Source organism: Euzebya tangerina (assembly GCF_003074135.1).
Classification (GTDB): domain Bacteria; phylum Actinomycetota; class Nitriliruptoria; order Euzebyales; family Euzebyaceae; genus Euzebya; species Euzebya tangerina.
The window spans coordinates 593,252-617,712 of record NZ_PPDK01000001.1 but is presented as its reverse complement, the minus strand read 5'-3'; the positions used below and the strand labels follow the sequence as shown (position 1 = coordinate 617,712).

General features: G+C 69.1%; 20 protein-coding genes. 11 read left to right on the top strand and 9 right to left on the bottom strand.

Annotation, left to right across the window (positions count from 1 at the left end; all coding sequences use genetic code 11):
• The first annotated feature begins 266 nt into the window (after nucleotides 1-266).
• On the top strand, nucleotides 267-1,070 hold the full coding sequence (locus C1746_RS02925) for a spermidine synthase (protein WP_116713199.1): 804 nt from the start codon (nucleotides 267-269) through the stop codon (nucleotides 1,068-1,070).
• Nucleotides 1,071-1,072: 2 nt separating this feature from the next.
• Here the strand turns inward: C1746_RS02925 and C1746_RS02920 are convergent, their stop codons facing one another.
• Nucleotides 1,073-1,756: a TetR/AcrR family transcriptional regulator gene (locus C1746_RS02920; protein ID WP_162867310.1), complete on the bottom strand. Its 684-nt coding sequence runs from the start codon at nucleotides 1,754-1,756 to the stop codon at nucleotides 1,073-1,075.
• Between the two features lie 109 nt (nucleotides 1,757-1,865).
• Here C1746_RS02920 and C1746_RS02915 point away from each other — a divergent pair, with 109 nt between their 5' ends.
• The 3 genes from C1746_RS02915 to C1746_RS02905 all read left to right on the top strand — a co-directional run bounded on the left by C1746_RS02915 (nucleotide 1,866) and on the right by C1746_RS02905 (nucleotide 4,018).
• Complete coding sequence (locus C1746_RS02915; RefSeq protein ID WP_162867309.1) at nucleotides 1,866-2,525, top strand: DUF2306 domain-containing protein; 660 nt, start codon at nucleotides 1,866-1,868, stop codon at nucleotides 2,523-2,525.
• A complete protein-coding gene (locus tag C1746_RS02910; RefSeq protein WP_116713197.1) occupies nucleotides 2,522-2,953 on the top strand; it encodes a hypothetical protein in 432 nt (143 codons plus the stop codon). The genes C1746_RS02915 and C1746_RS02910 overlap by 4 nt, the downstream gene beginning before the upstream one ends.
• A gap of 81 nt (nucleotides 2,954-3,034) precedes the next feature.
• Nucleotides 3,035-4,018, top strand: coding sequence for a carbohydrate kinase family protein (locus C1746_RS02905; RefSeq protein ID WP_116713196.1), 984 nt, complete (start codon nucleotides 3,035-3,037; stop codon nucleotides 4,016-4,018).
• 30 nt (nucleotides 4,019-4,048) lie between these two features.
• On the opposite strand, the gene C1746_RS02900 is transcribed toward C1746_RS02905, so the two are convergent.
• Entirely contained in the window at nucleotides 4,049-5,032 is a 984-nt protein-coding gene (locus C1746_RS02900) for a cell wall-binding repeat-containing protein (protein WP_162867308.1), read from the bottom strand.
• Between the two features lie 298 nt (nucleotides 5,033-5,330).
• Here C1746_RS02900 and gltB point away from each other — a divergent pair, with 298 nt between their 5' ends.
• Nucleotides 5,331-9,857, top strand: coding sequence for a glutamate synthase large subunit (gene gltB / locus C1746_RS02895; protein ID WP_116713194.1), 4,527 nt, complete (start codon nucleotides 5,331-5,333; stop codon nucleotides 9,855-9,857).
• A 12-nt stretch (nucleotides 9,858-9,869) separates the two neighbouring features.
• Nucleotides 9,870-11,327 (top strand): glutamate synthase subunit beta, encoded by a 1,458-nt coding sequence (locus C1746_RS02890; protein ID WP_116713193.1) that lies wholly within the window; start codon nucleotides 9,870-9,872, stop codon nucleotides 11,325-11,327.
• 62 nt (nucleotides 11,328-11,389) lie between these two features.
• Here the strand turns inward: C1746_RS02890 and C1746_RS02885 are convergent, their stop codons facing one another.
• Nucleotides 11,390-12,751, bottom strand: coding sequence for a cell wall-binding repeat-containing protein (locus tag C1746_RS02885; RefSeq protein WP_116713192.1), 1,362 nt, complete (start codon nucleotides 12,749-12,751; stop codon nucleotides 11,390-11,392).
• 181 nt (nucleotides 12,752-12,932) lie between these two features.
• On the opposite strand from C1746_RS02885, the gene C1746_RS02880 reads away from it, so the two are divergent.
• From C1746_RS02880 to C1746_RS02865, 4 genes are read left to right on the top strand one after another with little or no spacing between them, the layout of a single operon-like run.
• Entirely contained in the window at nucleotides 12,933-13,355 is a 423-nt protein-coding gene (locus C1746_RS02880) for a Fur family transcriptional regulator (protein WP_116713191.1), read from the top strand.
• 30 nt (nucleotides 13,356-13,385) lie between these two features.
• Nucleotides 13,386-14,399 carry an energy-coupling factor ABC transporter permease gene (locus tag C1746_RS02875; protein WP_116713190.1) on the top strand — a complete coding sequence of 338 codons (1,014 nt, stop codon included), beginning with the start codon at nucleotides 13,386-13,388 and terminating at the stop codon, nucleotides 14,397-14,399.
• Between the two features lie 11 nt (nucleotides 14,400-14,410).
• The gene (gene cbiQ / locus C1746_RS02870) at nucleotides 14,411-15,175 is read left to right on the top strand and encodes a cobalt ECF transporter T component CbiQ (RefSeq protein ID WP_116713189.1); all 765 of its coding nucleotides are present in this window, start codon (nucleotides 14,411-14,413) and stop codon (nucleotides 15,173-15,175) included.
• A complete protein-coding gene (locus C1746_RS02865; RefSeq protein WP_116713188.1) occupies nucleotides 15,172-15,936 on the top strand; it encodes an energy-coupling factor ABC transporter ATP-binding protein in 765 nt (254 codons plus the stop codon). Before cbiQ ends, C1746_RS02865 begins: the two co-directional genes overlap by 4 nt.
• Nucleotides 15,937-15,939: 3 nt before the next feature.
• On the opposite strand, the gene C1746_RS02860 is transcribed toward C1746_RS02865, so the two are convergent.
• A complete protein-coding gene (locus C1746_RS02860; protein ID WP_116715539.1) occupies nucleotides 15,940-17,424 on the bottom strand; it encodes a hypothetical protein in 1,485 nt (494 codons plus the stop codon).
• Nucleotides 17,425-17,471: 47 nt separating this feature from the next.
• Between C1746_RS02860 and C1746_RS21860 the strand changes: the two genes are divergently transcribed.
• Nucleotides 17,472-18,470, top strand: coding sequence for an EamA family transporter (locus tag C1746_RS21860; RefSeq protein ID WP_162867307.1), 999 nt, complete (start codon nucleotides 17,472-17,474; stop codon nucleotides 18,468-18,470).
• Here the strand turns inward: C1746_RS21860 and C1746_RS02845 are convergent.
• The 5 genes from C1746_RS02845 to C1746_RS02825 form a co-directional block, all read right to left on the bottom strand.
• Nucleotides 18,465-20,048 (bottom strand): NAD(P)/FAD-dependent oxidoreductase, encoded by a 1,584-nt coding sequence (locus C1746_RS02845; RefSeq protein WP_205711669.1) that lies wholly within the window; start codon nucleotides 20,046-20,048, stop codon nucleotides 18,465-18,467. The two genes, C1746_RS21860 and C1746_RS02845, sit on opposite strands and share 6 nt — an antisense overlap.
• A gap of 93 nt (nucleotides 20,049-20,141) precedes the next feature.
• Complete coding sequence (locus C1746_RS02840) at nucleotides 20,142-21,047, bottom strand: glycosyltransferase family 2 protein (RefSeq protein ID WP_162867306.1); 906 nt, start codon at nucleotides 21,045-21,047, stop codon at nucleotides 20,142-20,144.
• A gap of 37 nt (nucleotides 21,048-21,084) precedes the next feature.
• The gene (locus C1746_RS02835; protein WP_276309947.1) at nucleotides 21,085-22,143 is read right to left on the bottom strand and encodes a glycosyltransferase family 2 protein; all 1,059 of its coding nucleotides are present in this window, start codon (nucleotides 22,141-22,143) and stop codon (nucleotides 21,085-21,087) included.
• A gap of 66 nt (nucleotides 22,144-22,209) precedes the next feature.
• Nucleotides 22,210-23,409: a glycosyltransferase family 4 protein gene (locus tag C1746_RS02830; protein ID WP_162867305.1), complete on the bottom strand. Its 1,200-nt coding sequence runs from the start codon at nucleotides 23,407-23,409 to the stop codon at nucleotides 22,210-22,212.
• Entirely contained in the window at nucleotides 23,406-24,461 is a 1,056-nt protein-coding gene (locus tag C1746_RS02825) for a polysaccharide deacetylase family protein (protein WP_205711668.1), read from the bottom strand. The genes C1746_RS02830 and C1746_RS02825 overlap by 4 nt, the downstream gene beginning before the upstream one ends.

The window sequence follows — 24,461 nt, the reverse complement described above, 5'->3', positions numbered from 1 at the left end:
CGGGCGCTCACGTCGACCACTACGCCAGCAACGTCATGGCCGTGAGGGCCAGGGTGGCGGAGAGCAGTCCGCTGAGGAGCGTCATCCGGATGATGGTGCGAGCGATGGTCTGCATGACGGGTCCCTTTCGATGATGTGAGCCACTGGTGCTTGTGACTACTTGTGTCTAGTTCGCGACTGAAAGTGATGTGGATTGGTCGGTTCGACTGATTTCTTCCACACTCGATCTGATGGGTCGACGACGGCATGAGAGGTCATCCGGGTCGGTGTCGTCGAACGTCTTGACCGTCGAGACCGGTGTGGGCCGTGCCGAGGTCGTCGACCTGGGTGGGGGTGAGCGCCGTCTGACGCTGGATGAGGAGATCCACGGGCAGGTGAATCTCGAGAACCCGACCCGATTGGCTGTCGACTACCAGTCGCGTCTCTGCCAGATCCTGGTGGCCCTCGAGGTGCCACATGGTGGCCGTGTTCTCCACATCGGCGGCGGTGCCTTCGCCGTGCCCCGTGCGCTCCAGGTCCACCGACCCGACCTGACCCAGACCGTGGTCGAGCGGTCCGGAGCCATCATCCGTCTGGCGGAGCGGTCGCTGGGTCTCCGGCGATCACCGACCCTCGTCGTCCGCAAGGGCGACGGTCGCGCGGCCGTGCGTCGACTTCCCGACGACGCGGTCGATGTCGTCGTCGGGGATGCCTTCGTGGGCCAGCAGACGCCGCCGCCGCTGATGACGGTGGAGTTCCTGACCGAGGTCCGACGGGCAGTCGGGGCACGCGGCATCTACGTGGTCAACATCGTCGACGAGCAGCCGTGGTCCCGACTCGGCGCGCACGCGGCCGCTGCAGAGACGGTCTTCGACCACATCGCGGCAGTCGGCTCACGCGGTGTCGCACGGCTGGTCGACCCGGGGAACGTCTTCCTGCTGGCCTCCGCGGCGCCGCTCCCGGCTGCAGCGCTCCGCCGGGCCGGTGCGGTGCACCGTGATCCGTTCGCGCTCGTCGCACAGGGACGGCTGACGGCGCTGGCTCGATCGACTCGGCCGCGTCGGGACAGCGACGTCGGGCCCGCCGGCTGAGGTCAGGCCTCGGCTCCGGCAGCCGTGCGTCGCAAGCCCTCGAGGATGGCCGCAAGTGTGAACTCGAAGGCATCGTCCGGGTCAACCTGCCCGGTCACGTGCCACTCCACGTGTTCGGCGAAGCGGGGGAAGCGGTTGCGATCCATCTGCGCCAGGAAGGTCTCGGCGGCCATGGGGTCGCCCTGGTCCGCCGTCGCAGTCTGGATCGCGTGACCGACCACATGGTTGGTGAGGGCGTGAAAGCCACGGTCGATGTCAGCCTGCGGCAGCCCACTGCGGTGCAGTGTCTCGAGAACGGCTTCGGTGTGGCGGAGTCGGGCCGGGCCAGGTGTCCGGCCCAGCCACAGGCCCGCCGCCCACGGATTGGCTCGCAGCACGCCACGGGTCGAGCGGGAGGTCTCTGCCAGCGCGACGTCCCAGGACGCGGCGGGATCCGGAAGGCTGACGTGTCCCGCCACGGCGTCGACCATGCCGTCCAGCAGATCGGACTTCGATGCCACGTGGTTGTACAGCGACATGGCCTCGCACCCGAGCCGTGCGGCCACCTCGCGCATGGACAAGCCCGGCAAACCCCGTTCCTCCACGGTCGCGAGACCGGCATCGATGACGCGCTGCCGGGACAGCGGCGGCCGTACCTCCTCGTTCGCCATGACTCCCCAGCGCTTGGACTTGACGCCGATCAGCATACAGCGTAAGTTCGGCACCATGAAGACTTACACTGTAAGGCCAGCCGCCCGGTCGAGGCGCCACGACCGGTGGTCCCGCCACACCGTTGCCCTGGGAACGATCGTGCTGTTGAGCCTGATCCCGGTCGGTGCCGGTGCCATTCGGGCAACGCAGCTGATCGCTGCGGGAACGGGGAGCGGCATCGTTGCCCCCGAGGAGCTTGCGCGGTTCGTGCGGTCCCCATGGCCCATCGCCACCCACCTGGTCGGGGTCCCGATCTTCGTCTTCGGCGGCGTGGGGAAGTTCCATCCTGGGGTGCGCCGGCGCTGGCCCCGACTGCACCGCCGTCTGGGCCGGGCCGTCGTCGTCTCGGGGCTGGCGCTGGCGGTCAGCGGCGCCTGGATGGCGTTGCGGTATGACCTGCCGGAGCACGACAGCGATGCGCTCAACGCCATCCGGGTCATCGTGTCGTCTGCCATGGGCACGGCACTGGTGCTCGGGGTGGCGGCCGCGCGACGGGGTGACCTGGCATCCCACCGTCGGTGGATCACGCGTGGGTGGGCGCTCGGCATGGGCGCAGCCACTCAGCCCCTGACGCTGGCACCGCTGCTCCTGGCCGGGCAGAGCCCGACCGACATGGATCCGCTGCCGAGGACCGTCGGCATGGGCGCGGCCTGGGTCCTCAACCTCCTGCTTGCGGAGCTCTGGCTGCGGCGTGGCCGATCTGACCGGCCAGCCGCGGACCTCCGCGCGGAGACGCCGTCGATCATGGCGGGAACCCGGTCGTGAGCGGCTCGAGCGCAGCGCCGGCAGCCGTGCCGGATCACTCCGCCCGCAGCACGACCCGCAGCACGCTGGTCACGCTGTGGACGGCTCTGCTCCTCGCCGTCCTCTTCCGGGACGTCCACGAGTTCTTCCGCCCAGGGCTGATCGACCAGATCCGGGCCGGTGTCGTGAACGGGACGGCCATCGGTGACGGCGTACTCGTGGCCGGCGGCATCGGTGTGCTCCTCGGCATCGGGATGTTGCCCGTCACCAGGTCCGCACCGCGCGCAGCGGCTCGGCTCGCCAGCCTCGTCGTCGGCCCGCTCACGCTGGCCGGCGTCATCGCCGGTGGGGTGCACGACGCCGACGACATCCTGTTCCTCGCCGCCGAGGCCATGATCGTCGTCGTGATCGTCACGGTCGCGTGGCGCTGGGGGGAGGGCGGCACCTGATCGGGGAGTCGGGTCACCACGGCAACCATCGACCTATGCTGTTGCTGTTCCGCCCGCAGACCCACCCCTCGAGGACACCTGATGCGCATCGCCGTGAGCGGTTCGATCGCCGATGATTACCTGCTGACCTTCCCCGGGCGCTTCGCCGACATGATCATCCCCGATCAGCTCGACCGGCTCAGCCTCAGCTTCCTGGCCGACGACCTGACCCACCACCGCGGTGGCATCGGCGCGAACATCGCGTTCGGCATGGGTCAACTCGGGGCCCGGCCCCGTCTTCTGGGCGCCGTCGGCCGGGACTTCGGCGACGGCTACCGGCAGTGGCTCGAGCAGCACGACGTCGACTGCTCGGGTGTGTACATCTCCGACAAGGCGACGGCCCGGTTCATGTGCACCACGGACGACGCCCAGAGCCAGATCGCGACCTTCTACGCCGGCGCGATGGGGGACTCCCACCTCATCGACCTGGAGCCGGTGTTGACGGGTCAGGATCGAGCCGACCTGCTCATCGTCTCACCCGCCAACCCCGAGGGGATGCTCCACCACACCCGGCAGGCTCACGAGTTCGACGTCCCCCTCGTGGCCGACCCGTCGCAGCAGCTCTCGCGGATGAGTGGGCCCGAGATCCGACCGCTGATCGAGGGGGCGGCGTACCTGGTCTGCAACGACTACGAGCGGGAGCTGATCGTGGGCAAGACCGGCTGGAATCACAACGAGCTCCGCGCCCGGGTGACCACACTCATCACCACGCACGGTGCCAAGGGGGTGACGGTGGCGGGCGTGGAGACCACGACGATCCCGGCGGTGGCCCCGGCCGAGGACGCCGTGCTCGAGCCGACCGGTGCAGGGGATGCCTTCCGCGCAGGGTTCCTCTCCGGCCTTGCGGCGGGCATGGACGACGTCCGCTCGGCGCACCTGGGCTGTGCGATCGCCACGATGGCCCTGGAGACCCCCGGTCCGCAGGGCTACCAGGTCAAGCCCCAGGCCTTGGACGAACGGCTGGAAGCCTCCTACGGCCCGGACGCGGCAACGGCGATCATGAGCGCCCTGGCCCTGGAGCGCTGAGCGATCACGAACCCGGGGTAAGTGCGTGACCTAGGGGCAGTCCGTCGCCAACCCGACGGCCCGGTTCAGCACGCTCTCGGAAACGGCGAGGTTCCCACCAAGTGCCTGCACCTGTTCGATCCGTCCGCACCGGTCCCGCAGGTAGGTCTCGGCTGAGCGTCCGAGCACGGCCGGGGAGTCGGCGAGGATGATCGGCGTGGATGCTCGGCCGGCCAGGGTTGCCCCCACGAGCGCGTCGGGGAAGTTGTCGCCCCGTGCGACGATCACGTTGGGCCGTTCCTGATCGAACGTCGCCGAGACGAACTCGTTGAACTGCAGTGACGTCTCTGACCGGTTGTTGCCGCCGATGCGGCTCACCTCGATGCCCATGGCCTGGATCGAAGTGGCCACGTCACCGGAGATCGCGGCGGTGCCGCCCAGGATGATCACGGCCTCGGGGTCTGCGGCCGTCAGCGCCGCCCTGGTGCTCGTCGGCATGGCCTCGGCGCGGGTGAGCAGGACCGGCAGGTTGTTGCCGTAGGCCAGGGGCGCACCGGTCAGCGTGTCGGCGAAGCTCTCGGCCGATGCCATGAGGACCGTGGTCCTGCCCTGATAGGTCCCCACCTCGCCACCGTTCCTGCTGATGGTGTCGCGCGCGATCGCCGCGGCGGTGCCGTACCGATCGCCCCCGGACACCCGCCGGACGATGTAGTTCCGCAGGAGCACGTTCTCGACGGTCAGGCTGACGGCCCCGGACCCGCCGAGCAGGAAGATCTCCTGGGGCCGCAGTCGCTGGATGGCTTGCAGCGTGTCGCTGGGCAGGCTGTCGCCGTAGGTCAGCAGCACGGGGGCGTCCAGCACCCCGGCCAGCGAGGTGGCCGTCAGCGCGTCGGGGTAGTCGTCGGCCCGCGCGAGGACGACATTGGCCGACCCGTCGGGGAACGCCTCGGTAGCGATCCGGACCGCCGTCGCAACCCGATCGATGCCGCCCGCGCGTTCACCGTCCGCAGCCTCCACACCACCAGGAAGGGTCATGATCATGGCCACGATGAGCAGGACTACTACCCCCGCTCGTGTCCCGTTCCTCGCCGACTGCCCCATCATCTTCTCCGTCCGTTGCGGGCGCGGTCGCGCGCTCGAATCCAGCATGACACACCGTAGGACGTCGCCGCGACCCACGAGGTTCCCACCTGTGGACAACCTCCGGAGCGGGTCGATTGGCCCGATTTTCCGGTGTGCGCTACGGTTGTGATTCGGTGCGCTGTTGGGCCAACGATGTCCCACACTGCAAGAGCCTGAACCGCAACGTTCGACTACTGCACTGGATGTGGACATGACCCACCCGACCTTCGGCCTGTACGACCCCGCATACGAGCACGACGCCTGTGGGGTGGCCTTCGTCGCCGACCTGAACGGCACCGCGAGCCACGACATGGTGGTCAAGGCGCTGACCGCGTTGCACAACCTGGACCACCGCGGGGCGACCGGCGCGGAGGAGAACGTCGGCGACGGCGCGGGGATCCTCACCCAGATCCCCCATCGGATGTTCGCCGAGGTCTGCGACTTCGAGCTGCCCGGCCCCGGGTCGTACGCCGTGGGAATGGCCTTCCTGCCCACGGAGGGCACCGACGAGGCCGCAGCGGCTATCGAGACCATCGCCGCCGAGCAGGAACTCGAGGTCCTCGGCTGGCGGGAGGTGCCGATCGACGACAGTGGGATCGGGTCGTTCGCCAGCAACGCCCAGCCGGTGTTCCGCCAGCTCTTCCTGGCCGCCGAGAACGGGGCAGGCGGGATCGACCTCGACCGGCTCACCTTCGTCGCCCGGAAGCGCATCGAGCACGAGGTGGACGTCTACTTCCCGTCGCTGTCCTGCCGCACGCTGGTCTACAAGGGCATGCTGACGACGCAGCAGCTCCGCGAGTTCTTCGATGACCTCTCCGACGAGCGGTACGAGACGGGCCTGGCACTGGTGCACTCCCGCTTCTCCACCAACACCTTCCCGAGCTGGCCGCTGGCCCACCCCTACCGGATGGTCGCCCACAACGGTGAGATCAACACCGTCATGGGCAACCGCAACTGGATGCGCAGTCGCGAGGGGCGCTTCAAGTCGAAGGTCTTCGGCGAGCAACTCGAGCAGGCGTTCCCGATCATGACGCCCGACGCCAGCGACACCGCGAGCTTCGACGAGGCGCTCGAGTTGCTGCACCTGGCCGGTCGCAGCCTGCCGCACGCCGTCCTGATGATGGTGCCGGAGGCGTGGGAGAACCAGCCCGCGATGCCGGACTGGAAGCGCGACTTCTACCGCTACCACGCCGCGCTCATCGAGCCCTGGGACGGCCCGGCCTCCATCACCTTCACCGATGGCACGGTCGTCGGTGCGGTGCTGGACCGCAACGGTCTACGCCCCTCCCGCTACTGGGTCACCGAGGACGGGCTGGTCGTCATGGCCTCCGAGGTCGGCGTGCTCGACATCGATCAGTCGACGGTCATCCGCAAGGGTCGATTGCAGCCGGGGCGGATGTTCCTGGTCGACACCGCACAAGGCCGGATCGTCGAGGACGAGGAGATCAAGCGCTCCCTGGCCGATGCCGAGCCGTACGGCGACTGGTTGGAGGCCGGGTCGGTCTACCTGGAGGACCTCCCGCCTCGCTTCATGCTGACGCCGCAGCACTCCTCCGTCATCACCCACCAGCGGACGTTCGGGTGGACCAACGAGGATCTCAAGATCCTGCTCGGTCCGGAGGCGCGGACGGGCGCCGAGCCCATCGGCTCGATGGGAACGGACACCCCGATCGCGGTGCTCTCCGAGCGGCCGCGCATGCTCTTCGACTACTTCAAGCAGATGTTCGCGCAGGTCACCAACCCGCCGCTCGACGCGATCCGGGAGGAGATGGTCACCTCGATGATGACCACGCTGGGGCCGCAGTCGAACCTCCTCGAGCCGGGCCCCGAGGCCTGCCAGCAGATCGTGCTGTCGACGCCGATCATCTCCAACTCCGAGTTCGCCAAGATCGCCTACATCAACGACGATGGTGACCGGCCCGGCTTCGAGGTCTTCGCCATCGACGGCCTCTTCCCGGTCGAGGGTGGCGGCGACGCCATGGAGAAGGCACTGACTGAGATCTGTGACACGGTCGCCCAGGCCGTCCGTGACGGGGCCGCGACCGTGATCCTCTCCGACCGGTACTCCACCGAGGAGTTGGCTCCGATCCCCTCCCTGCTCCTCACCGGAGCAGTCCACCACCATCTGGTCCGGGAGAAGCTTCGCAGCCGCTGCGGGCTGGTCATCGAGTGCGGCGACGCGCGCGAGGTCCAGCACATGGCGCTGCTGATCGGCTACGGCGCCGCTGCGATCAACCCGTATCTGGCGTTCGAGTCGATCCAGGTGCTGGCCGACGAGAACCAACTCGGCGGACTGCCGGTCAAGAAGGCGGTGCGCAACTACATCAAGGCGATGACCAAGGGCGTGCTCAAGGTCATGTCGAAGATGGGGATCTCGACCGTCGCGTCGTACCGCGGTGCGCAGGTCTTCGAGTGCGTCGGGCTCTCGACGGGCGTCGTGGACGCCTACTTCACCGGCACCTCGACCAAGCTCGGCGGCATCGACCTGGACCTCATCGCGGAGGAGGTCGCGGCCCGGCACAGCTTCGCCTACCTGGACAACCCGACGGAGGCCGCCCACCGCGACCTGTGGGTGGGTGGCGAGTACCAGTGGCGCCGCGAAGGCGAGTACCACCTGTTCAACCCCGAGACCGTGTTCAAGCTGCAGCACGCCACCCGGTCCAAGCAGTACGAGATCTTCAAGGAGTACACCGCCCTGGTCGATGGGCAGGCCGAGAAGCTCGCGACCCTCCGTGGGCTCTTCGGCTTCGCCGAGGGGGTGCGCCCGCCGATCCCGCTGGAGGAGGTCGAGTCGGCTTCCAGCATCATCGCCCGGTTCTCGACGGGCGCGATGAGCTACGGGTCCATCTCCGCGGAGGCGCACGAGACCCTGGCCATCGCCATGAACCGGTTGGGTGCCAAGTCGAACACCGGGGAGGGCGGGGAGGACGAGGAGCGCTACGTCCCCGACTCCAACGGTGACCTGCGGCGCAGCGCCATCAAGCAGGTGGCCTCCGGCCGGTTCGGGGTGACCTCCAACTACCTGACCAACTCCGACGACATCCAGATCAAGATGGCCCAGGGCGCCAAGCCCGGCGAGGGCGGCCAGCTACCCGGGCAGAAGGTGTGGCCGTGGATCGCCAAGACCCGGCACTCGACCCCGGGCGTAGGGTTGATCTCGCCGCCGCCGCACCACGACATCTACTCGATCGAGGATCTGAAGCAGCTGATCCATGATCTGAAGAACGCCAACCCCAAGGCGCGGGTCCACGTGAAGCTGGTCAGTGAGGTCGGCGTGGGGACGGTCGCGGCCGGGGTCTCCAAGGCCAAGGCCGATGTGGTCCTGATCTCTGGACACGACGGTGGGACCGGCGCGTCGCCACTGAACTCCCTCAAGCACGCCGGGACGCCGTGGGAGCTGGGCCTCGCCGAGACGCAGCAGACCCTGATGATCAACGGACTGCGCGACCGGATCGTGGTCCAGACCGACGGGCAGCTGAAGACCGGCCGGGACGTGATGATCGCGGCGCTGCTGGGGGCGGAGGAGTACGGCTTCGCGACAGCGCCGCTGGTCGTGTCCGGCTGCATCATGATGCGGGTCTGCCACCTCGACACCTGTCCGGTGGGCGTGGCCACGCAGAACCCGGAGCTCCGGGCGCGCTTCACCGGCAAGCCGGAGTTCGTCGAGACGTTCTTCACCTACATCGCCGAGGAGGTCCGGGAGTATCTGGCCCAGCTCGGCTTCCGGACGCTGGAGGAGGCCATCGGGCAGGTCGACGCCCTCGACACCTCCGCTGCTGAGGACCACTGGAAGGCATCCGGCCTCGACCTCTCCCCCATCCTGGCGAGGCCCGAGTCCCCGTGGGAACAGAACTCGTTCTGCTCCACGGGGCAGGACCACGGCTTGGACAAGGCGATGGACGTGGAGTTGATCCGCACGTCCGAGCCGGCGCTGGAACGGGGGCAGCGCGTCCAGATCGACCTGCCCATCCGCAACCTCAACCGGACGGTTGGGACGATGCTGGGGCATGAGATCTCCAAGCGGTACGGCTCCCTTGGCCTGCCAGACGACACCATCGAGGTGAACCTGACCGGCTCGGCCGGCCAGTCGTTCGGTGCCTTCCTGCCGAAGGGCGTGACCCTGCGGCTGGAGGGTGACGCCAACGACTACGTCGGCAAGGGCCTCTCCGGCGGTCGTGTGATCGTCCGGCCCCCCGATGACCGGCACGAGGACTTCGTCGCGTCCGAGAACATCATCGCCGGCAACGTGATCGGCTACGGCGCCACTGGTGGAGAGATGTTCATCCGCGGCGTCGTCGGCGAGCGGTTCTGCGTCCGCAACTCGGGTGCGCTGGCCGTGGTGGAGGGGATCGGTGACCACGGGTGCGAGTACATGACCGGCGGACGTGTGGTGGTGCTCGGCGACACCGGGCGGAACTTCGCGGCCGGGATGAGCGGCGGGATCGCCTACGTCTACGACCCGTCGAACAACTTCGAGAAGGACGTCAACACCGACATGGTGAACCTGGAGTCGATGGAGGAGGACGACATCGAGTTCCTCCGCGACGTGGTGCGCAGTCACCTCCGCGAGACCAACTCATTGGTGGCGGCGAAGATCCTGGACCGCTGGCGCACCAACGTGCGGCACTTCCGCAAGGTGATGCCGGCCGACTACCGCCGGGTGCTGGACGCAGCCGCCCTCGCAGAAGAGCAAGGCCGCGACGTCGATGAGGCGATCATGGCGTCGGCGCACGGATAGGAGAGACGACCAATGGGTGACACACGAGGGTTTTTGAAGGTCCGCGAGCGCCGGCTCCCGATCTATCGGGCACGCAACGAACGCGTGAACGACTGGAATGAGGTCTACACCGACCACGACGAGGAGGTGCTGAAGGAGCAGGCCAGCCGCTGCATGGACTGTGGCATCCCCTTCTGCAACAACGGCTGTCCCCTCGGCAACCTGATCCCCGACTGGAACGACCTGGTCTACCGGGACCAGTGGCACAAGGCGATCGACCGTCTGCACGCAACCAACAACTTCCCGGAGTTCACCGGTCGCCTCTGTCCCGCACCGTGTGAGCAGGCGTGTGTGCTCGGCATCAACCAGCCGCCCGTCACGATCAAGCAGGTCGAGGTCGAGATCATCGACCGGGCCTGGGAAGAGGGCTGGGTCAAGCCCCTGCCCCCGTCGATCAGGACCGGCAAGTCCGTCGCTGTCGTCGGATCGGGGCCAGCGGGCCTGGCAGCTGCCCAGCAACTGACCCGGGCCGGCCACGACGTCACCGTGTTCGAGCGAGCCGACCGCATCGGGGGCCTGCTCCGCTACGGGATCCCCGAGTTCAAGATGGAGAAGCGCCACCTGGACCGGCGGCTGGAGCAGATGACCGAGGAGGGGACGGTCTTCCGGACCAACGCCGACATCGGAGGCAACGTCTCGGTCAGCTCGCTCCAGGAGAGCTTCGACGCCATCGTCCTGGCCGGGGGTGCCACCAACTGGCGTGACCTGCCCGTCCCCGGTCGGGAGCTCGACGGCATCCACCAGGCGATGGAGTTCCTGCCATGGGCGAACAAGGCCCAAGAGGGCGACCTCGACCCCCGCGACGTGCCCATCACCGCTGAGGGCAAGCACGTCATCATCATCGGCGGCGGCGACACGGGCGCAGACTGCCTGGGAACGTCCCACCGGCAGGGGGCCGCGTCGATCCGACAGTTCGAGATCATGCCTCGCCCACCGGACGAGCGGCCGAGCTCCCAGCCGTGGCCCACCTATGCGATGACGTACAAGGTCACCTCAGCCCACGACGAGGGTGGGGAACGAGTGTACTCGGTCAACACCGAGGAGTTCATCGGCGAGGACGGTCGCGTGACGGCCTTGAAGGGCCACGAGGTCGAGTTCCGCGATGGCCGGTTCCACAAGGTCGAGGGGACCGACTTCACCTACGACGCGGACCTGGTCCTCCTCGCGATGGGCTTCCTCGGGCCCGACGAGGGAGGCGTGCTGGACGAGTTCGGCGTCGAGCGTGACGGCAGGTCCAATGCGGTCAGGGACGAGCAGTACGCCACGAACGTCGAGAACGTCTTCGTAGCCGGCGACATGGGTCGCGGTCAGTCCCTGATCGTCTGGGCCATCGCAGAGGGCCGGGCCTGCGCCTCGGCCGTGGATGAGCACCTCATGGGCACGACGGCGCTCCCGTTCCCGATCCCGCCGACCGCCCGACCGCTCCGGTAGCTGGAGGAACCTGCTGACGTGCAGCTCAGCAGGCCCCTCCGCCGACGCTCAAGGCATCTCGGTCAGAGTGCGTTGGCCGCGTCCAGGGTTGCCTGGCACACCGCTGCCTCGCCGCCCAGGGCGATGACTCGCTCAGGTCCGAGTTGTGTGATGGCAGCCGCGATCGGGTCGGGGATGCCGTCGCAGGTCGGTACCAGCAGGACCGGCCCGTAGGGCAGGGATCCCCCGGAAAGGGCGTCGGCCGGATTGTCGGCCCGGGCCAGGTAGACCTCGGCCGCGCCGTCGGGCCAGGCGTACAGGGCCACGTTGGCCGATGTCTCGAAGCGGCTCGCGCCGGACAGCCGCAGTCCGTCAGGCGCCGCGGGCAGCGTGGGCGATGACGGGTTCGGGTTGTCGCCGGGGCTGCCGGGATCACCGGGATCGCCAGGGTCACCCGGGTCACCCGGGTCGCCCGGGTCGCCCGGGCCGCCTGGCAGCGAGCCGGTGCCGTCCCCACCCTCGATCGGTTCGTCCTGCTCACCGTCCGGGGCCGTGTCATTACCCGACACCCACCGGGCGGAGATGGGCAGGTCGGTCGCCCCGAAGCAGGACTGCAGATCGATGTTTCGGATGTGGCGGAACTCGTCTCCTGGCCCCCACGCGACGTCGGCTTCGCAGATGACGTCGCCAGCCGCGTTGGTGAGGATGGCCCGAGCCGGTGTCTCTCTGGCCACCTGCACCGCGGCGGTGAAGGGTTGCGAGTCGACCTGCAGTTGCACCGACCACTCGCGGCGCACGTACCCCTGCGTGCGGATCGAGAGGTCGAGGGTTGTTCCGTCGTACTCCGCACAGGCCTCGGCGATGTCGTTGCTAGCCGTGCTGGAGCCCTCGATCGGGTCGGCGACCCGGGTGGTACAGCCACCCGAGAGCGGTCCGTCCCCGTCGGGGTTGCCGTCGTCGTCGCCGTCCCCGGCCGCAACCTCCTCGGCCGCGTCGTCCGGGGCGGAGTCGCTGCCCGACCTCCAGACCACGGACAGCGGGGTCGTGTCCTCGCCGCCGAAGCACTCCTCAAGGACCAGACCCGTGCTGTAGCGCCACGTGTCGCCGCCGAACGTCGCATCGCCGGTGCAGGTCAACGCCCCGCTGTCCCGCGAGGTGACGACCGAGCGGAAGGTGGCGCCGTCGGCTTCGACGGCGACGTCGTACTCGCGGCCGTCGGCGTTGACGTAGGCCTCCCAGCCACGCTCGACGCGGTCCTGGGTGCGGATGGCGAGGCTGAGTTCCCCGTCCTCGACCAGTCCACAGGCCTCGGCGATGTCATTGCTGGATGTGCTGGAGCCCTCGATCGGGTCCGTGATCTGGACGTCGCAGGAGATCTCCTGCGCCTCGGCAGCGCCGAAGCTCAGCAGCGCGGCGGCTAGGGCCAGGACAAGCGCGGCGGACACCGCCCGCCACCATGGGCTGGTTCTGATGGCTCTCGCGATGGACATGTCGTCGTCCTCCTCTGGACATGGCGGACGCGGGACCGTAGGGGTGGGCCGTCAACAGTTCGCAACACCTATGGACCGCTGCGAGAGCGGAGGTGGCCATGGGACGCCCGCTGGGTGGAGGTCATAGGGTGAGGCTGTGAGCGCATCCGACGTGGAGTCCGCCCTGCGGTCCGAGGGACACCGGGTCACCGGGCCCCGGTTGGCTGTCTGGCGCGCGCTGACCGAATCCGATGGGCACCTCACCGCGGAGGAGCTGGCCGGCCACGTCGAGGCCATCGACCCGACGGTCAACGTGGCATCGGTCTACCGGTCCCTGGGGCTGTTCGAGGAGCTCGGCATCGCCCGACAGAGCCAGCTCGGCGACGGTGGTGCGCGCTGGGAGATCGCGCATCCTGACGAGCACTTCCACATGGTGTGCCGGGCGTGCGGCACCGTCGACCACCACCGCGGCAGCCTGGTTCAGGCGGTGACGGACCACCTTGCGGGGCATGGGTTCCAAGCCGAACAGGTGGAGCTGATCGTCACTGGCCTGTGCACGCGGTGCGTCGTTGCCTCGTAATTGCGAACAGGTCGCAGTAAGCTGCGGCCCATGCATGCACCAGATGGGTTCCTGACCGCCGGGACGGCCGTTGCGACGGGCGTGATCTCTACCTCTGCGATCGGGGTCTCGGTGGCGAAGGCCAAGGAGACGATCAAGGACAAGCAGGTCCCGCTCGCCGGAATCGCCGCAGCCTTCATCTTCGCCGCCCAGATGTTCAACTTCCCGGTGGCGGCCGGGACGACCGGGCATCTGCTCGGCGGGGCTCTCGCCGCCATCCTCCTCGGCCCCTCGATGGGGGCGATCGTCGTCAGCGTCGTGGTGATCGTCCAAGCGCTCGGCTTCGCCGACGGCGGGTTGACGGCTCTGGGCTACAACGTCTTCAACATGGCCATCGTCACGGCCTTCGGAGGCTACGCCGCCTTCCGTCTGCTGCGTCGGGTCTTCCCCGCCAACGCCGCCGGCGTGATCGCCGCCTCGGGCATCGCCGCAGGCCTGAGCGTGGTGTTCTCCGCGATGGCCTTCAGCATCCAGTGGCTGTTCGGCGCCTCGGCTCCGGTGCCCTTCGACACCGTCTTCGGGGCGATGGTCGGGGTCCACCTGCTCATCGGCATCGGCGAGGGGATCATCACCGGGCTGGCCATCGGCGCCGTGATGGCGGCTCGGCCCGATCTGGTCTACGGCGCCCGCGACCTGGACCGGACGCAGATGGCCGACCGACCCAAGGTCGGAGCCAAGGCGTTCATCATCGCGGGGGTTCTGGTCAGCGTGCTGTTCGCCACCGTGGTCAGCCAGTTCGCGGTCGACAACCCGGACGGGTTGGAGCGGGTCGCGGAGGATGAGGGCTTCATCGAGGCGGGCGAGGACCACGCGCTCGACTCCTTCATCTTCTCGGACTACGCGACGGCCGGTGTCGGTAACGAGACCCTGAGCCTCGCCCTGGCGGGTCTGGTGGGTGTCATCGTGACGGGCGCCGTGGGCCTCGGCCTGGCGATCGCCGTGCGTGACCGGCGGGCTGCCGAGCCGGCCGACCTGCCTGACGAGTCGGTCACCCCCGCCTCGTAGGGCCCGCACACATGGCCGCGGGTCATGCCCACCCACTGTTCGTCCACGGGCACTCCCCCGTCCATCGCCTGGCACCCGAAGCGAAGCTGGCGGCAGCGTTTGCGTTCGTCGCCGTGGTAGCGGTGACCCCTGCAGACCGGCTCTGGGTCTTCGCTGCGCATGCCGGGTTGCTCGTGGCCGTGGTCGTGGTGGCCCGCCTCCGACCGCTCTTCGTCCTCAAACGTGCCGTTGTTGTGCTGCCCTTCATCGCATTCATCGTGCTGATCCCGTTCGTGGCCAGTGGGGAGCGGACCGAGATCCTCGGTCTCTCGGTGTCGGCTGAAGGTCTCGCGGCGGCTCGGACCATCCTGATCCGCTCGCTCATCGGTGTGACCGTCTCGATCATCCTGGCAGCCACGACCGAGTTACCGGCCATCATGCGCGGGCTGAACCGACTCAAGGTCCCCTCGCTGCTCACGACGATCGCGATGTTCATGCTTCGCTACCTCGAGACCCTCACCGCGGAGCTCGGCCGCATGCGGACGGCCATGACCGCCCGGGCCTACGACCCCCGGTGGCTGTGGCAGGCCAAGCCGATCGCCCAGTCGGCAGGGACGCTGTTCATCCGCTCCTACGAGCGCAGCGAGCGAGTCCACAACGCCATGCTGGCGCGTGGGTTCACCGGTCAGATGCCGGCCTCACGACACCCGACGGCGACACCTCGGGAGTGGCTGGCAGCGCTGGCCCTGCCTGTCGCGGCGCTCGTCGCACTCCTCATCGGGGTGGTGGTGTCGTGACCGCGACCCCGACGCTCCTGGTGACCGGCTTGCGGTTCACCTACCCCGATGGCCACACGGCGCTGGACGGGGTCGACCTCTCCATCGAAGAGGGTGAACGGGTGGCGCTGCTGGGCCCGAACGGGGCCGGGAAGACCACGTTGGCGCTGCACCTCAACGGAATCCACGAGGTCCAGGAGGGCTCGGTCCACGTCTCCGGACTCGCCGTCACCGACCGGAACCTTCGGGACATCCGGCGGCGGGTCGGCCTGGTGTTCCAGAACACCGACGACCAGCTGTTCATGGGCACCGTCCGAGAGGACGTCGAGTTCGGACCCGCCAACCTCGGCGTCGAGGGCGCGGCGTTGGACCAGCGAGTGGCCGAGGCCCTGGAGCAGGTCGGCGCCCTAGCGCTGATCGACCGAACGCCCCACCACCTCAGCGGTGGCGAGCGACGTCGGGTGGCGCTCGCGACGGTTCTGGCCATGCGGCCGGACGTGCTCGTCCTCGATGAGCCCACGTCCGGCCTCGACCCGGCCGGCCGACGCGAGGTCGCCGCGGTCCTGGACTCCCTCGACATCACCCAGGTGTTGATCACGCACGACCTGCCGTTCGCGCTGGAACTCTGCGACCGCGCTGTTGTGGTCAACGATGGGCGGGTGGTGGCGGACGACGCCGTGGTCGAGGTGCTGTCGGACGAGGCGCTGCTGCACGCCAACCGGCTGGAGCTCCCGCTCGGCTTCGACCCGCGGTCCGGTGCGGCGGCCCGCCGCTCCGCCTGATCCTCAGCCCCGGGCGCCGCCCAGGCCCAGCAGTGCGGCCATGCCCAGGACGCTCCGCGGGGCGTACCGGCACGTCCAGATCCCGCCGTGCGCCGCCGCGTACGCCTCGTCCTGCCACACCTGATCGAGACTGGATCGCCCCTGCGACAATGGCCCTGCATGCAGGTCGTGGACCAGCAACGCCGCCATCAACGTGTTGGTCGTACCGGGCTCGAAGACCTCTACGCCGAAGCGGTGCGCCCCGGCATACGCCGCCGCCAAGGCCCGATTCCTCGTCACCGACCGGGTCCGCGTGGCCGGCGCGACGTGCAGCGAGACCACCGTTCCCGATCGCCGAGCCTCCGTCGCACGCCACCGCTGCAGGCGCTTCGCCAGTGCGTAGTTCGGGCCCTGCTGCGGGACCAGCGCGTCGCAGATGCCCGGCTTGACCGACTCCGCATACGGACGCCGCAGCAGTCGCCCGCCGCTGAGCGTCCGCAGTGGTCGACCGAGTAGCTTGGCCCAGCGCGACCGGCCGCGGTACTCCGCCACCGCCGACTCGACGACCCGCTCCGGCACCCCGTAGGTGTCGGTCGGTGTGGCCAGGAAGGCGAGCGCGGTCGTCGGCCTGGCCGTGGCGACCCGGCGGCTGACGGCGTCCGCGGCCAGGGCCACCCTGACGAACGCCGATCCCGGCGCGTAGACGTCGTTGCTGATCACCAGGTCGTCATCGATGTCGACCAGCCAACTCGCAATGGCCGGAACGTGCTCGATCAGGTCCAGACCAGGACCGGAGGCCCCCTCCGCCGTGGGGACCAGCAGCCGCCCGCCCGAGCGCCGCGCGTGCTCGATCAGCGGCTCCCAACCGGGCGCCCCGGGCAGGTCCAGCGCCGCCACACTGGCACCCCACCGCAACAGCGCCTGGGCGGGCCCCATCTCGGCACCGGCACCGAGGACGGCAACGGTCCGACCGTCCAACCGCAGCCACGCGGGGTTGTCCATGACGGTGGTGATGGCGTCGGCGAAGGACGGCTCGACGATCCCATCGGCGACCCAACTCTCCAGTCGGTCGCGCAACGACGTCCCCGCCAGACGGGTGCCGCGGTAGGGCACCGTGAGCTCACCCTCCGGATCCCCAGACCCGGCGACCTCGGACTGGGCCACCCCCACGTCGGGCTCGGCCGACAGCAGGTCGGTGATGGGCCGATCACCGTCCGGCGCCGCCCAGGCCATCCCCAGATCCAAGGCGGCCAGACCGTCGCGGGCGAACTGCTCCGCGTCAGGTCGGGACCCAAGGCCTGCCAGTGTCAGCCGACGGATGTGCGGCAGGTACCCGGATCGCCAGCTGGTCTCGCGGCGGGCGGCCTCGGCGCCCGTCGAATCCACCTCAGCCAACGCCGTCGAGACCACGGTCTGCCCGACGGCTGATGTGCTCCTGCGCCCGTTCCCATCCCGGGCGAACACCACGCCCCGGTCCGGCCCTCCACGATGCGTCGATCCCTGCGCCATCGGTCGCATCATGGCATAGAGGATCGTCGTCTTCGTATGCTTCCGGGATGGGCCCACACATCGGGGATCCGGCATCGGATCCTCACGCGGGAAGTCGGCCGACCGTGACCGTCGAGAACATCCCCGGATCTCTTGTGTTCGAGGACCGCAGGACGACGCGTGCCGGCCTGCTCATGGCGGTCGTGTCAGCAGCCGCCTTCGCCAGCTCGGGTCCGATCGCGGCGGCCCTGCTCGAGGCGGGCTGGTCGCCGTCGGCCACCGCACTGCTTCGGCTTGGCGGTGGCGCCGTCGTCATGCTGCCCGTCACCGTCATCGGCTTCGCCCGCCGACGACCGAGCGCGACCGACCTGCGGGTCGCGATGGTCTACGGGGTGGTGGCGGTGGCCGGCGTGCAGTTCGCGTTCTTCAACGCCATCGCCACACTGCCCGTCGGCATCGCCCTGCTGATCGAGTACCTGGCACCGACGCTGATCGTGCTGGCCACGTGGGCTCGCACGAGGAAGCCGCCCGCCTCCCCCACCGTGGCCGGCACCGCTCTCTCCCTCGTCGGTCTGGTGCTGGTCCTCGACCTGACGGGGGTCGCGTCCATCAGCGCCAGCGGCCTGGCCTGGGCGCTCGCTGCGGCGGTGGGTCTGGCGGCCTACTACACGCTGTCGGCTCGCGAGCTGCCGACCATGTCGGCGCTCACGTTGGCCGGCACCGGACTCCTCGTCGGCAGCCTGGTCCTGGCGATCCTCGGGGTCGCTGAGGTGCTCCCGTTGGCTGCTTCGGAGGCGCCGGTCGAGCTCGGTGGCGTGACGATGACCTGGCCCTGGGCGGCGGCCGCCATGATCCTCATCTCCACGGTGGCCGCCTACACCTTCGGCATCGCCGCGGCGAAGCGGCTGGGGGCGCGGGTCGCCTCGTTCGTCGGCCTGTCCGAGGTGGTCTTCGCCGTCGTCTTCGCCTGGGTCCTCCTCGACCAACGACTCGGACTGATCCAGGTCATCGGCGGGTTCGCCATACTGGGTGGGGTGTGGTTGGTCAAGCGGGATCGGGGGTCATGACGAGCGCTGCTCGTGGTACTCCTCTTCGGTGTTGACGTCCCAGATGTCTGCTGTCGGGTCCTCGCCGGTCAGCTGATCGACCATCAGCATGGCCGTCAGCATCGAGTGGTCCTGGTTGTTGTAGCGGTGCTGACCGTTGCGGCCGACGCAGTGCAGGTTCGGGATCTCCTGCAGCCACCCCCGCACCACGTCGAAGTCGCCATAGCTGCCGAAGTAGGCGGGGTAGGTCTTGGGGACCCGGACGACACAGCTGTCGAGGACCGACTCGCGCTCGATGATGCCGATCTTGCTCAGCTCCGTGACGCCCAGCCTGGTCAGCTCCGCATCGGGCTGACGCCAGATCGGATCGGTGTCGTAGCAGAAGTACTCCAGCCCCAGCCACACCGTGGACGGGTCAGCCACCATCCACGGACTCCAGTTGTTGAAGATCTGCAGGCGCCCGATCTGCACCCCGGGTTCCTGGATGTAGATCCAGTTGTCCTTGATCAGGTCGTCGCCGGGTGCTGGCGGCAGCCGCAGGCCGTCGACCAACAGTCCCACGGTGAAGAAGTCACGGAAGGGCAGGCCCCGGGCGACGTCCGCAACTGAGCGTGGTGCCGCGATGTCGATGGCGTCCACCAGTGCGGGGATCGGCATCGACGACACCGCCATGTCGACCGCGGTGGTCGTCTGCTCCCCGGTTCGGGTGTCCGCCGAGACGACGGCGGTGACGTGTCCCTCGGTCGTCCGGACGCCCACCACCCGCTGGTTCATCAGGACCTCGCCGCCACGATCGCGGACCTCCTGGGCCACGACCTCCCACATCTGGCCGGGCCCGAACTTGGGGTAGAGGAACCGCTCGATGAGTGACGTCTCGACCTCCCGCTGCGCGACCGCATCCGAGGCGACGCCGCCGCGGGCCTTGTCGACCGCGTGCAGCAGTGCCTTCCGGATGCTCAGTCCCTTGATGCGCTGCGCACCCCACTCCGCGGGGATCTCGTCGCAGGCCACGCCCCAGACCTTCTCGGTGTAGCTCTGGAAGAAGGTCTGGTAGAGCTCACGGCCGAACCGGTTGATCAAGAAGTCCTCGAGGGTGTCCTCATCCCGGATGGGTGCTGACATGGACCGCAGATAGCTCACCGCCGACCGGAAGAGCCGTTCCGGCCCGAGGTTTCGCATCGTCGACCCGCTCAGACTGAGGGGATACTCGAAGAGCCGGTCATGCCAGAAGATCCGCGACGTCCGCTCTCGAAGCAGCATGACGCGGTCCGTCGTGTGCGGATCCACCCCGGCGTCGGGAACGGCAAGACCGCGCTGCTGACCCTGGTAGGCGATGTCGATGTGGTCCTCGGGAAGCTTCTGCAGCGGCATTCGCTCCAGCCACCACGACATGACCCGATCGGACTTGGAGAAGAAGCGGTGGCCGCCGATGTCGAGCCGATTGCCGTTGTGCTCGACCGTGCAGGAGATGCCCCCGATGCGGTCGGTCGCCTCGAACACCACGGGCACCACGTCCGTCCGCGAGAGCAGTTCGTGGGCGGCCGTCAGGCCGGCGGGCCCGGCCCCGATCACGGCGGCAGTTCTCGTCTTGTTCGGCACGCCATCCTCCGGTCGGCGTCGGTCCCACGGGAAGGACGTCCACACGACCCTATCGGCGCGGGACCTTGCCACAGCGGAGGCCATCGTGGCCGGTCAGGTCCGTTGCGAGACACGCTCCCGCAGGTAGCCGACCGCGGTGGCGATCTGGGCCACGGCGACGGCCGGCAGTCCCAGCCATCCGGCGGCCCGATACGCACGGTAGAGCATCACCAGGTAGAACCAGATGCCCTTGAAGAGTCGGGGGTCCTGCTGGCGCCGTCGAAGCTGTTCGGAGAAGTGGAAGCTCGCACGGCCATATCGATGGTGTTGCCGAAGGAAGTCGCGGTAGGAGAGGTCCCGGTCGTGGACCACCAGTGCCTGCTCGGCGACGGCAGTCTCCCAGCCCTTCTCGGCCCACCGCGCCACCAGGTCGCGGTCCTCGCCGCGGGGCGTGTCAGCGGTCCCGGCGAAGCCGCCGATCGCCTCGAACCGTCGGCGGGGAAGGGCCATGTTGTGGATCGGAGCAAACGGTGGGACGTTGTGGACGGCCGACCAGCGCTGCAGGTGTTGGGTGATGGCGTCGCTCACCAGGACCCACCGGTGGGCCGTCTTCGCCGTCTCCGTCCGACCGGCGATCAGGCTGCCCGGGTACTGGGTGGCCGCAAGATTGAGGGCCTCGACCCACCCGCGTTGTGGTGCACAGTCGGCACTGGTGAATGCCAGGACCTCGCCTCGGGCAAACGATGCCCCCGTGTTGCATGCCAGCGATGCACCTCCGCTGGAGGGCCGGCGCAGGAGCGTGATGTCCAACCCGTCGCTCACCCGATCGAGCACGGGGGCCAGGGGGTGCTCGCCCGCGTCGTCGACCACGATGACCTCCACGCTCGTGGAGGGCGCCGTCGCGTCAGCCAGTGCGGTCAGGCATCGTCCCAGCCACTGCGGCCGGTTTCGCGTCGGGATGATGACCGACACGTCGGGTGCCTGCACCGGAGGTCGGTCTGTGCGTCGGTCGACGATCACGGACTCCTCGAGCCTCGCCGGACGACGGTCCGCGGACTCACCCACTGCGGCGTCCGGACGTCGATTGGGTTGCTCCCCACAGGCGTTCGCCCACCGCCCAGGCAAACCCGACTCCGCTGTAGAGATGGGCGAACCAGTGCCACGCCAGGCTGGCGGCGAGCCTGGTCGGCGAGAGGTGAGCGGAGAGGAATCGGGCCAGCTGCCAGTCCAGCCCCACCAGGGCCAGCACGGCCGCGGCCGCGATGCGGCGTGCTTGGCGTGAGCGGAGCGCGGCCGGAGCGCTGAGTGTCAGCACCCAGGCGGCGCCCACCCTGGCACGGCCTGCCGCTCCGACGCCGAGGTCGGACTGGAGCTCACCTCGTTCCAGCATGAGCCGACTCCACGGGATCGCCCGCCGCAGCACCTCGGTGCGGAGGAGGTCCCACGCCCGCCAGGTCTTGAGGTGCGTGACCTGGATGGAGGGGTCCAGCCGGATGCGCCCCCCGGCCGCGTGGAGCCGGTAGCCGAGCTCGATGTCCTCCACGGAAGGATGCCGGTAGCGCTCGGCGTCGAAGCCGTCGAGGGACTCGAAGATCTGGCGACGGATGGCCCCACACGCACCCCAGAACGTCTGGGCATCCTCAGACGCGTGCTGGTGGGTGTAGTGGTGCTGCAGGTTCTTGTACTGGGAGAGCAGGTTGGGAGCGGTCGGTGCGGCGTCGTAGCTCCCCACCAGGGCATCCAGCGTGGGATCGTCGGAGAACGCCGCGGCGACACGGGCGACGAGATCGCGTGGGACCGCCACGTCTGCGTCGACGAACAGCAGCACGTCGGCGCTCGACCCGGACGCGGCCAGGTTGCGTGCCGCGGCAGGTCCTGACTGCTGCGGGAGCGTCACAATCCGGTTGGTGACCCGGGCCGCGGCGTGGACGACGGCGGAGTTGGCACCATCGACCGCGATGCGGATCTCATCGGGCGCGGGGTCGAGCGCGTGCAGGTGTGCCAGGCACATGTCGAGTTCTGGTCCGGCGCGATGGGCCGGCATGACGACTGCGATGCGGGGTCGTCGATCGGGCGGTGCTGGTGTGTCAACTACGGCGGGCGATGGCGTCGGCACACACCTGGCCTTACCCCGTCGTGCCAATCTGAATCTGCCGACCGGTGTTCGGAGCCGGCGAGGACATCAACGCTGGACGCGCGGCACCGTGCGGTAGATCTCGGCGTATCGGGCGGCGGCGGCGTCCCAGTCACCCTGCTGACGAATCCAGGCCTGGGCGGCGGTCGCACGACCCTGACGCAGGTCGGGTCGCGTCATCGCCTCGTCGAGCACGGCCGTTAGCTCGTGCACGGCACCAGCTGCCACGATGAACCCCCGTCCACCTGCGAGGAGGCGCGGAATGTCGCCGACCGCACTGCCGACGACGGCCACGCCGGCGTCCATGGCCTCGAGGACCTTGAGGGGGCTGGCCCAGCGCGTGATGGACGTGTCGCGTCGAGGGGCCACGAAGAGATCCATGGCAGCAAGCAGACCCGGAATCCTGGCGGCCGGCACCGCACCCGTGAGCCGGACGTCGATGCCGGTCGTCGCCGCTTCCCGGCGCAGGCGAGACGCCTCCGGACCGGTGCCGATCAACAGGACGACCGGCGGGGACTCGCAGGCCGCGGCAGCGCTGAGCAGCAGATCCAGGCCCTCGTAGCGCAACTGCTTGGCGGTGGAGCCGACAACGACCCGCTCAGGCCGTATGCCGAGGTCCTGGCGCTCTGCAGCGCCCGCCCCGTCGGGGGCCTCGAAGCCCCCCGGTTCGACCGCGTTCTCCACGACCTCGACGGCGAGGCCTGTGGTCCGTCGCACGAGTTCGGCGGTCGGATGCGAGGCAGCGATCACCACCGCCGCGTCGTCGAGGTGGGACTCGAAGCGGCGTCGAAGGGCGGACTCGATGACCTCCGGCGTCACCGCTCCCTGGGCCACGACAGCGCCGGCGAGGTCGAAGCGCACCTCGGCCACCAGGGGCAGCCCCAGCCTCGTCGCTGCCATGGCTGCGGCCCGACCGATCCCACTGGACCAGTGCACGTGCACGATCGTCGCATCGTGAGCCCTGGCTGCCGACACGACCTCGTCTCGTAGTCGCGCGACATCGACGTGGAAGGGCCGGATGCGACGCCACCGATCTTCGCTCGGCGACGACCGGCAGACGACGAGGTCGTGGTCCGGCGTGCTGGTCACGTCGTCGGTGTAGACCCACTGACGGGAGGTCACGAGGACAGCGGGATCGATGGCCGCCTGGCGGGACTGCGCAGCGACCAGCGCGTGACTGCGCCGGGCGTAGCCCGAGGGGACCGGGGGCCAGCTCTCCACCACGTGCAGGACGCGGTTGGTGGTCACGGCAGAGGCCAGAGGTCTGCCACGGCAGCCATCGTCGTGACCTGCCAACCCGCTGCGACGGCAATGCGGAGCATCTCGCCGAACACGCTGGCGGCCTCGGCGGATCCGGCCACGTCCTTGGGGTCGAAGTAGACGAGTGCGTAGCGGTCGGACGCGGCCCGGTCGAGCATCCGCTCCCACAGCTGCGGGAACTGCTCGGCCGGATGCATGCCCTGCCCGGTGGCGTCAAGCCGCGGACGACGGATCGTGTGGTAGGAGCACAGCGGCGACCACCGGTGGTCCGGACATGGTGTGAGCGGCAGCTGGACCAGTCGGGAGTTGCCTGCGGGGTCCGGTGAGCTGACGAAGTGTGAGCGGTCAGACAGGACGGCAGCGTCACGTGCCGGTCGGTAGGGCAGACCGCTGGGGGTCTTGCCCTGCAGCACCGTGCTCAGATACGCCATCTCCTCGAACCGCTCGATCGCGGCGAGCATGCGGTGTGCGTCCTTGAAGTGCGGCGAGCGGAAGCCCGTCGGACGGATTCCCACCTGCCGTTCGAAGGCGTCCTGGGCCGTGCCGATCTCCTCGGCCATCTCGGCCTCCGAGAGATCCCAGAACTCCCGGTCGGGGTTCAGCACCGGATTGTCCGGGTGCGTGTGGGTGTGGTTCACCAACTCGTGGCCAGCGGCCACCAGCGCACCATACGGATTCGGGTCGCGCTCCACGAGCTTGCCGATGGCGCAGATGCTCGCGGTGACGCCGACCTCGGCCAGCACCTCCCCGAGCAGCGGGAGCGCATCGGTGTCCTCCTGGTAGTCGCAGTCGAACGACAGCCCGAGCAGCGGCCGGGCGGGCCGGATCACGGGCTCGCCCCGTTGGAGCGGACCCCACAGGGTCCGATCGATCAACGCTGAGGCGAGGGGACGGCGGCCCGTCGCCCTGACGAGCACATCATCGGTCACGCGGACGACGCCGGACACCGCACGAGCCACGGCACCGGTCCGGTCGGGAGAGATCAGGGCCGGCGCAGGGGCGGCAGCGTCGTTGATCGGGGTGGGTCGGGGAGCGGCCAT

Excerpts from the sequence above, each read along its gene's own strand:
- C1746_RS02920 (WP_162867310.1), bottom strand. The coding sequence starts at position 1,756 with ATGCTGATCGGCGTCAAGTCCAAGCGCTGGGGAGTCATGGCGAACGAG.
- C1746_RS02905 (WP_116713196.1), top strand. The coding sequence starts at position 3,035 with ATGCGCATCGCCGTGAGCGGTTCGATCGCCGATGATTACCTGCTGACC.
- C1746_RS02900 (WP_162867308.1), bottom strand. The coding sequence starts at position 5,032 with ATGACCCTTCCTGGTGGTGTGGAGGCTGCGGACGGTGAACGCGCGGGC.
- gltB (WP_116713194.1), top strand. The coding sequence starts at position 5,331 with ATGACCCACCCGACCTTCGGCCTGTACGACCCCGCATACGAGCACGAC.
- C1746_RS02890 (WP_116713193.1), top strand. The coding sequence starts at position 9,870 with ATGGGTGACACACGAGGGTTTTTGAAGGTCCGCGAGCGCCGGCTCCCG.
- C1746_RS02875 (WP_116713190.1), top strand. The coding sequence starts at position 13,386 with ATGCATGCACCAGATGGGTTCCTGACCGCCGGGACGGCCGTTGCGACG.
- cbiQ (WP_116713189.1), top strand. The coding sequence starts at position 14,411 with ATGGCCGCGGGTCATGCCCACCCACTGTTCGTCCACGGGCACTCCCCC.
- C1746_RS02860 (WP_116715539.1), bottom strand. The coding sequence starts at position 17,424 with ATGGCGCAGGGATCGACGCATCGTGGAGGGCCGGACCGGGGCGTGGTG.
- C1746_RS21860 (WP_162867307.1), top strand. The coding sequence starts at position 17,472 with ATGGGCCCACACATCGGGGATCCGGCATCGGATCCTCACGCGGGAAGT.
- C1746_RS02825 (WP_205711668.1), bottom strand. The coding sequence starts at position 24,461 with ATGGCCGCTCCCCGACCCACCCCGATCAACGACGCTGCCGCCCCTGCG.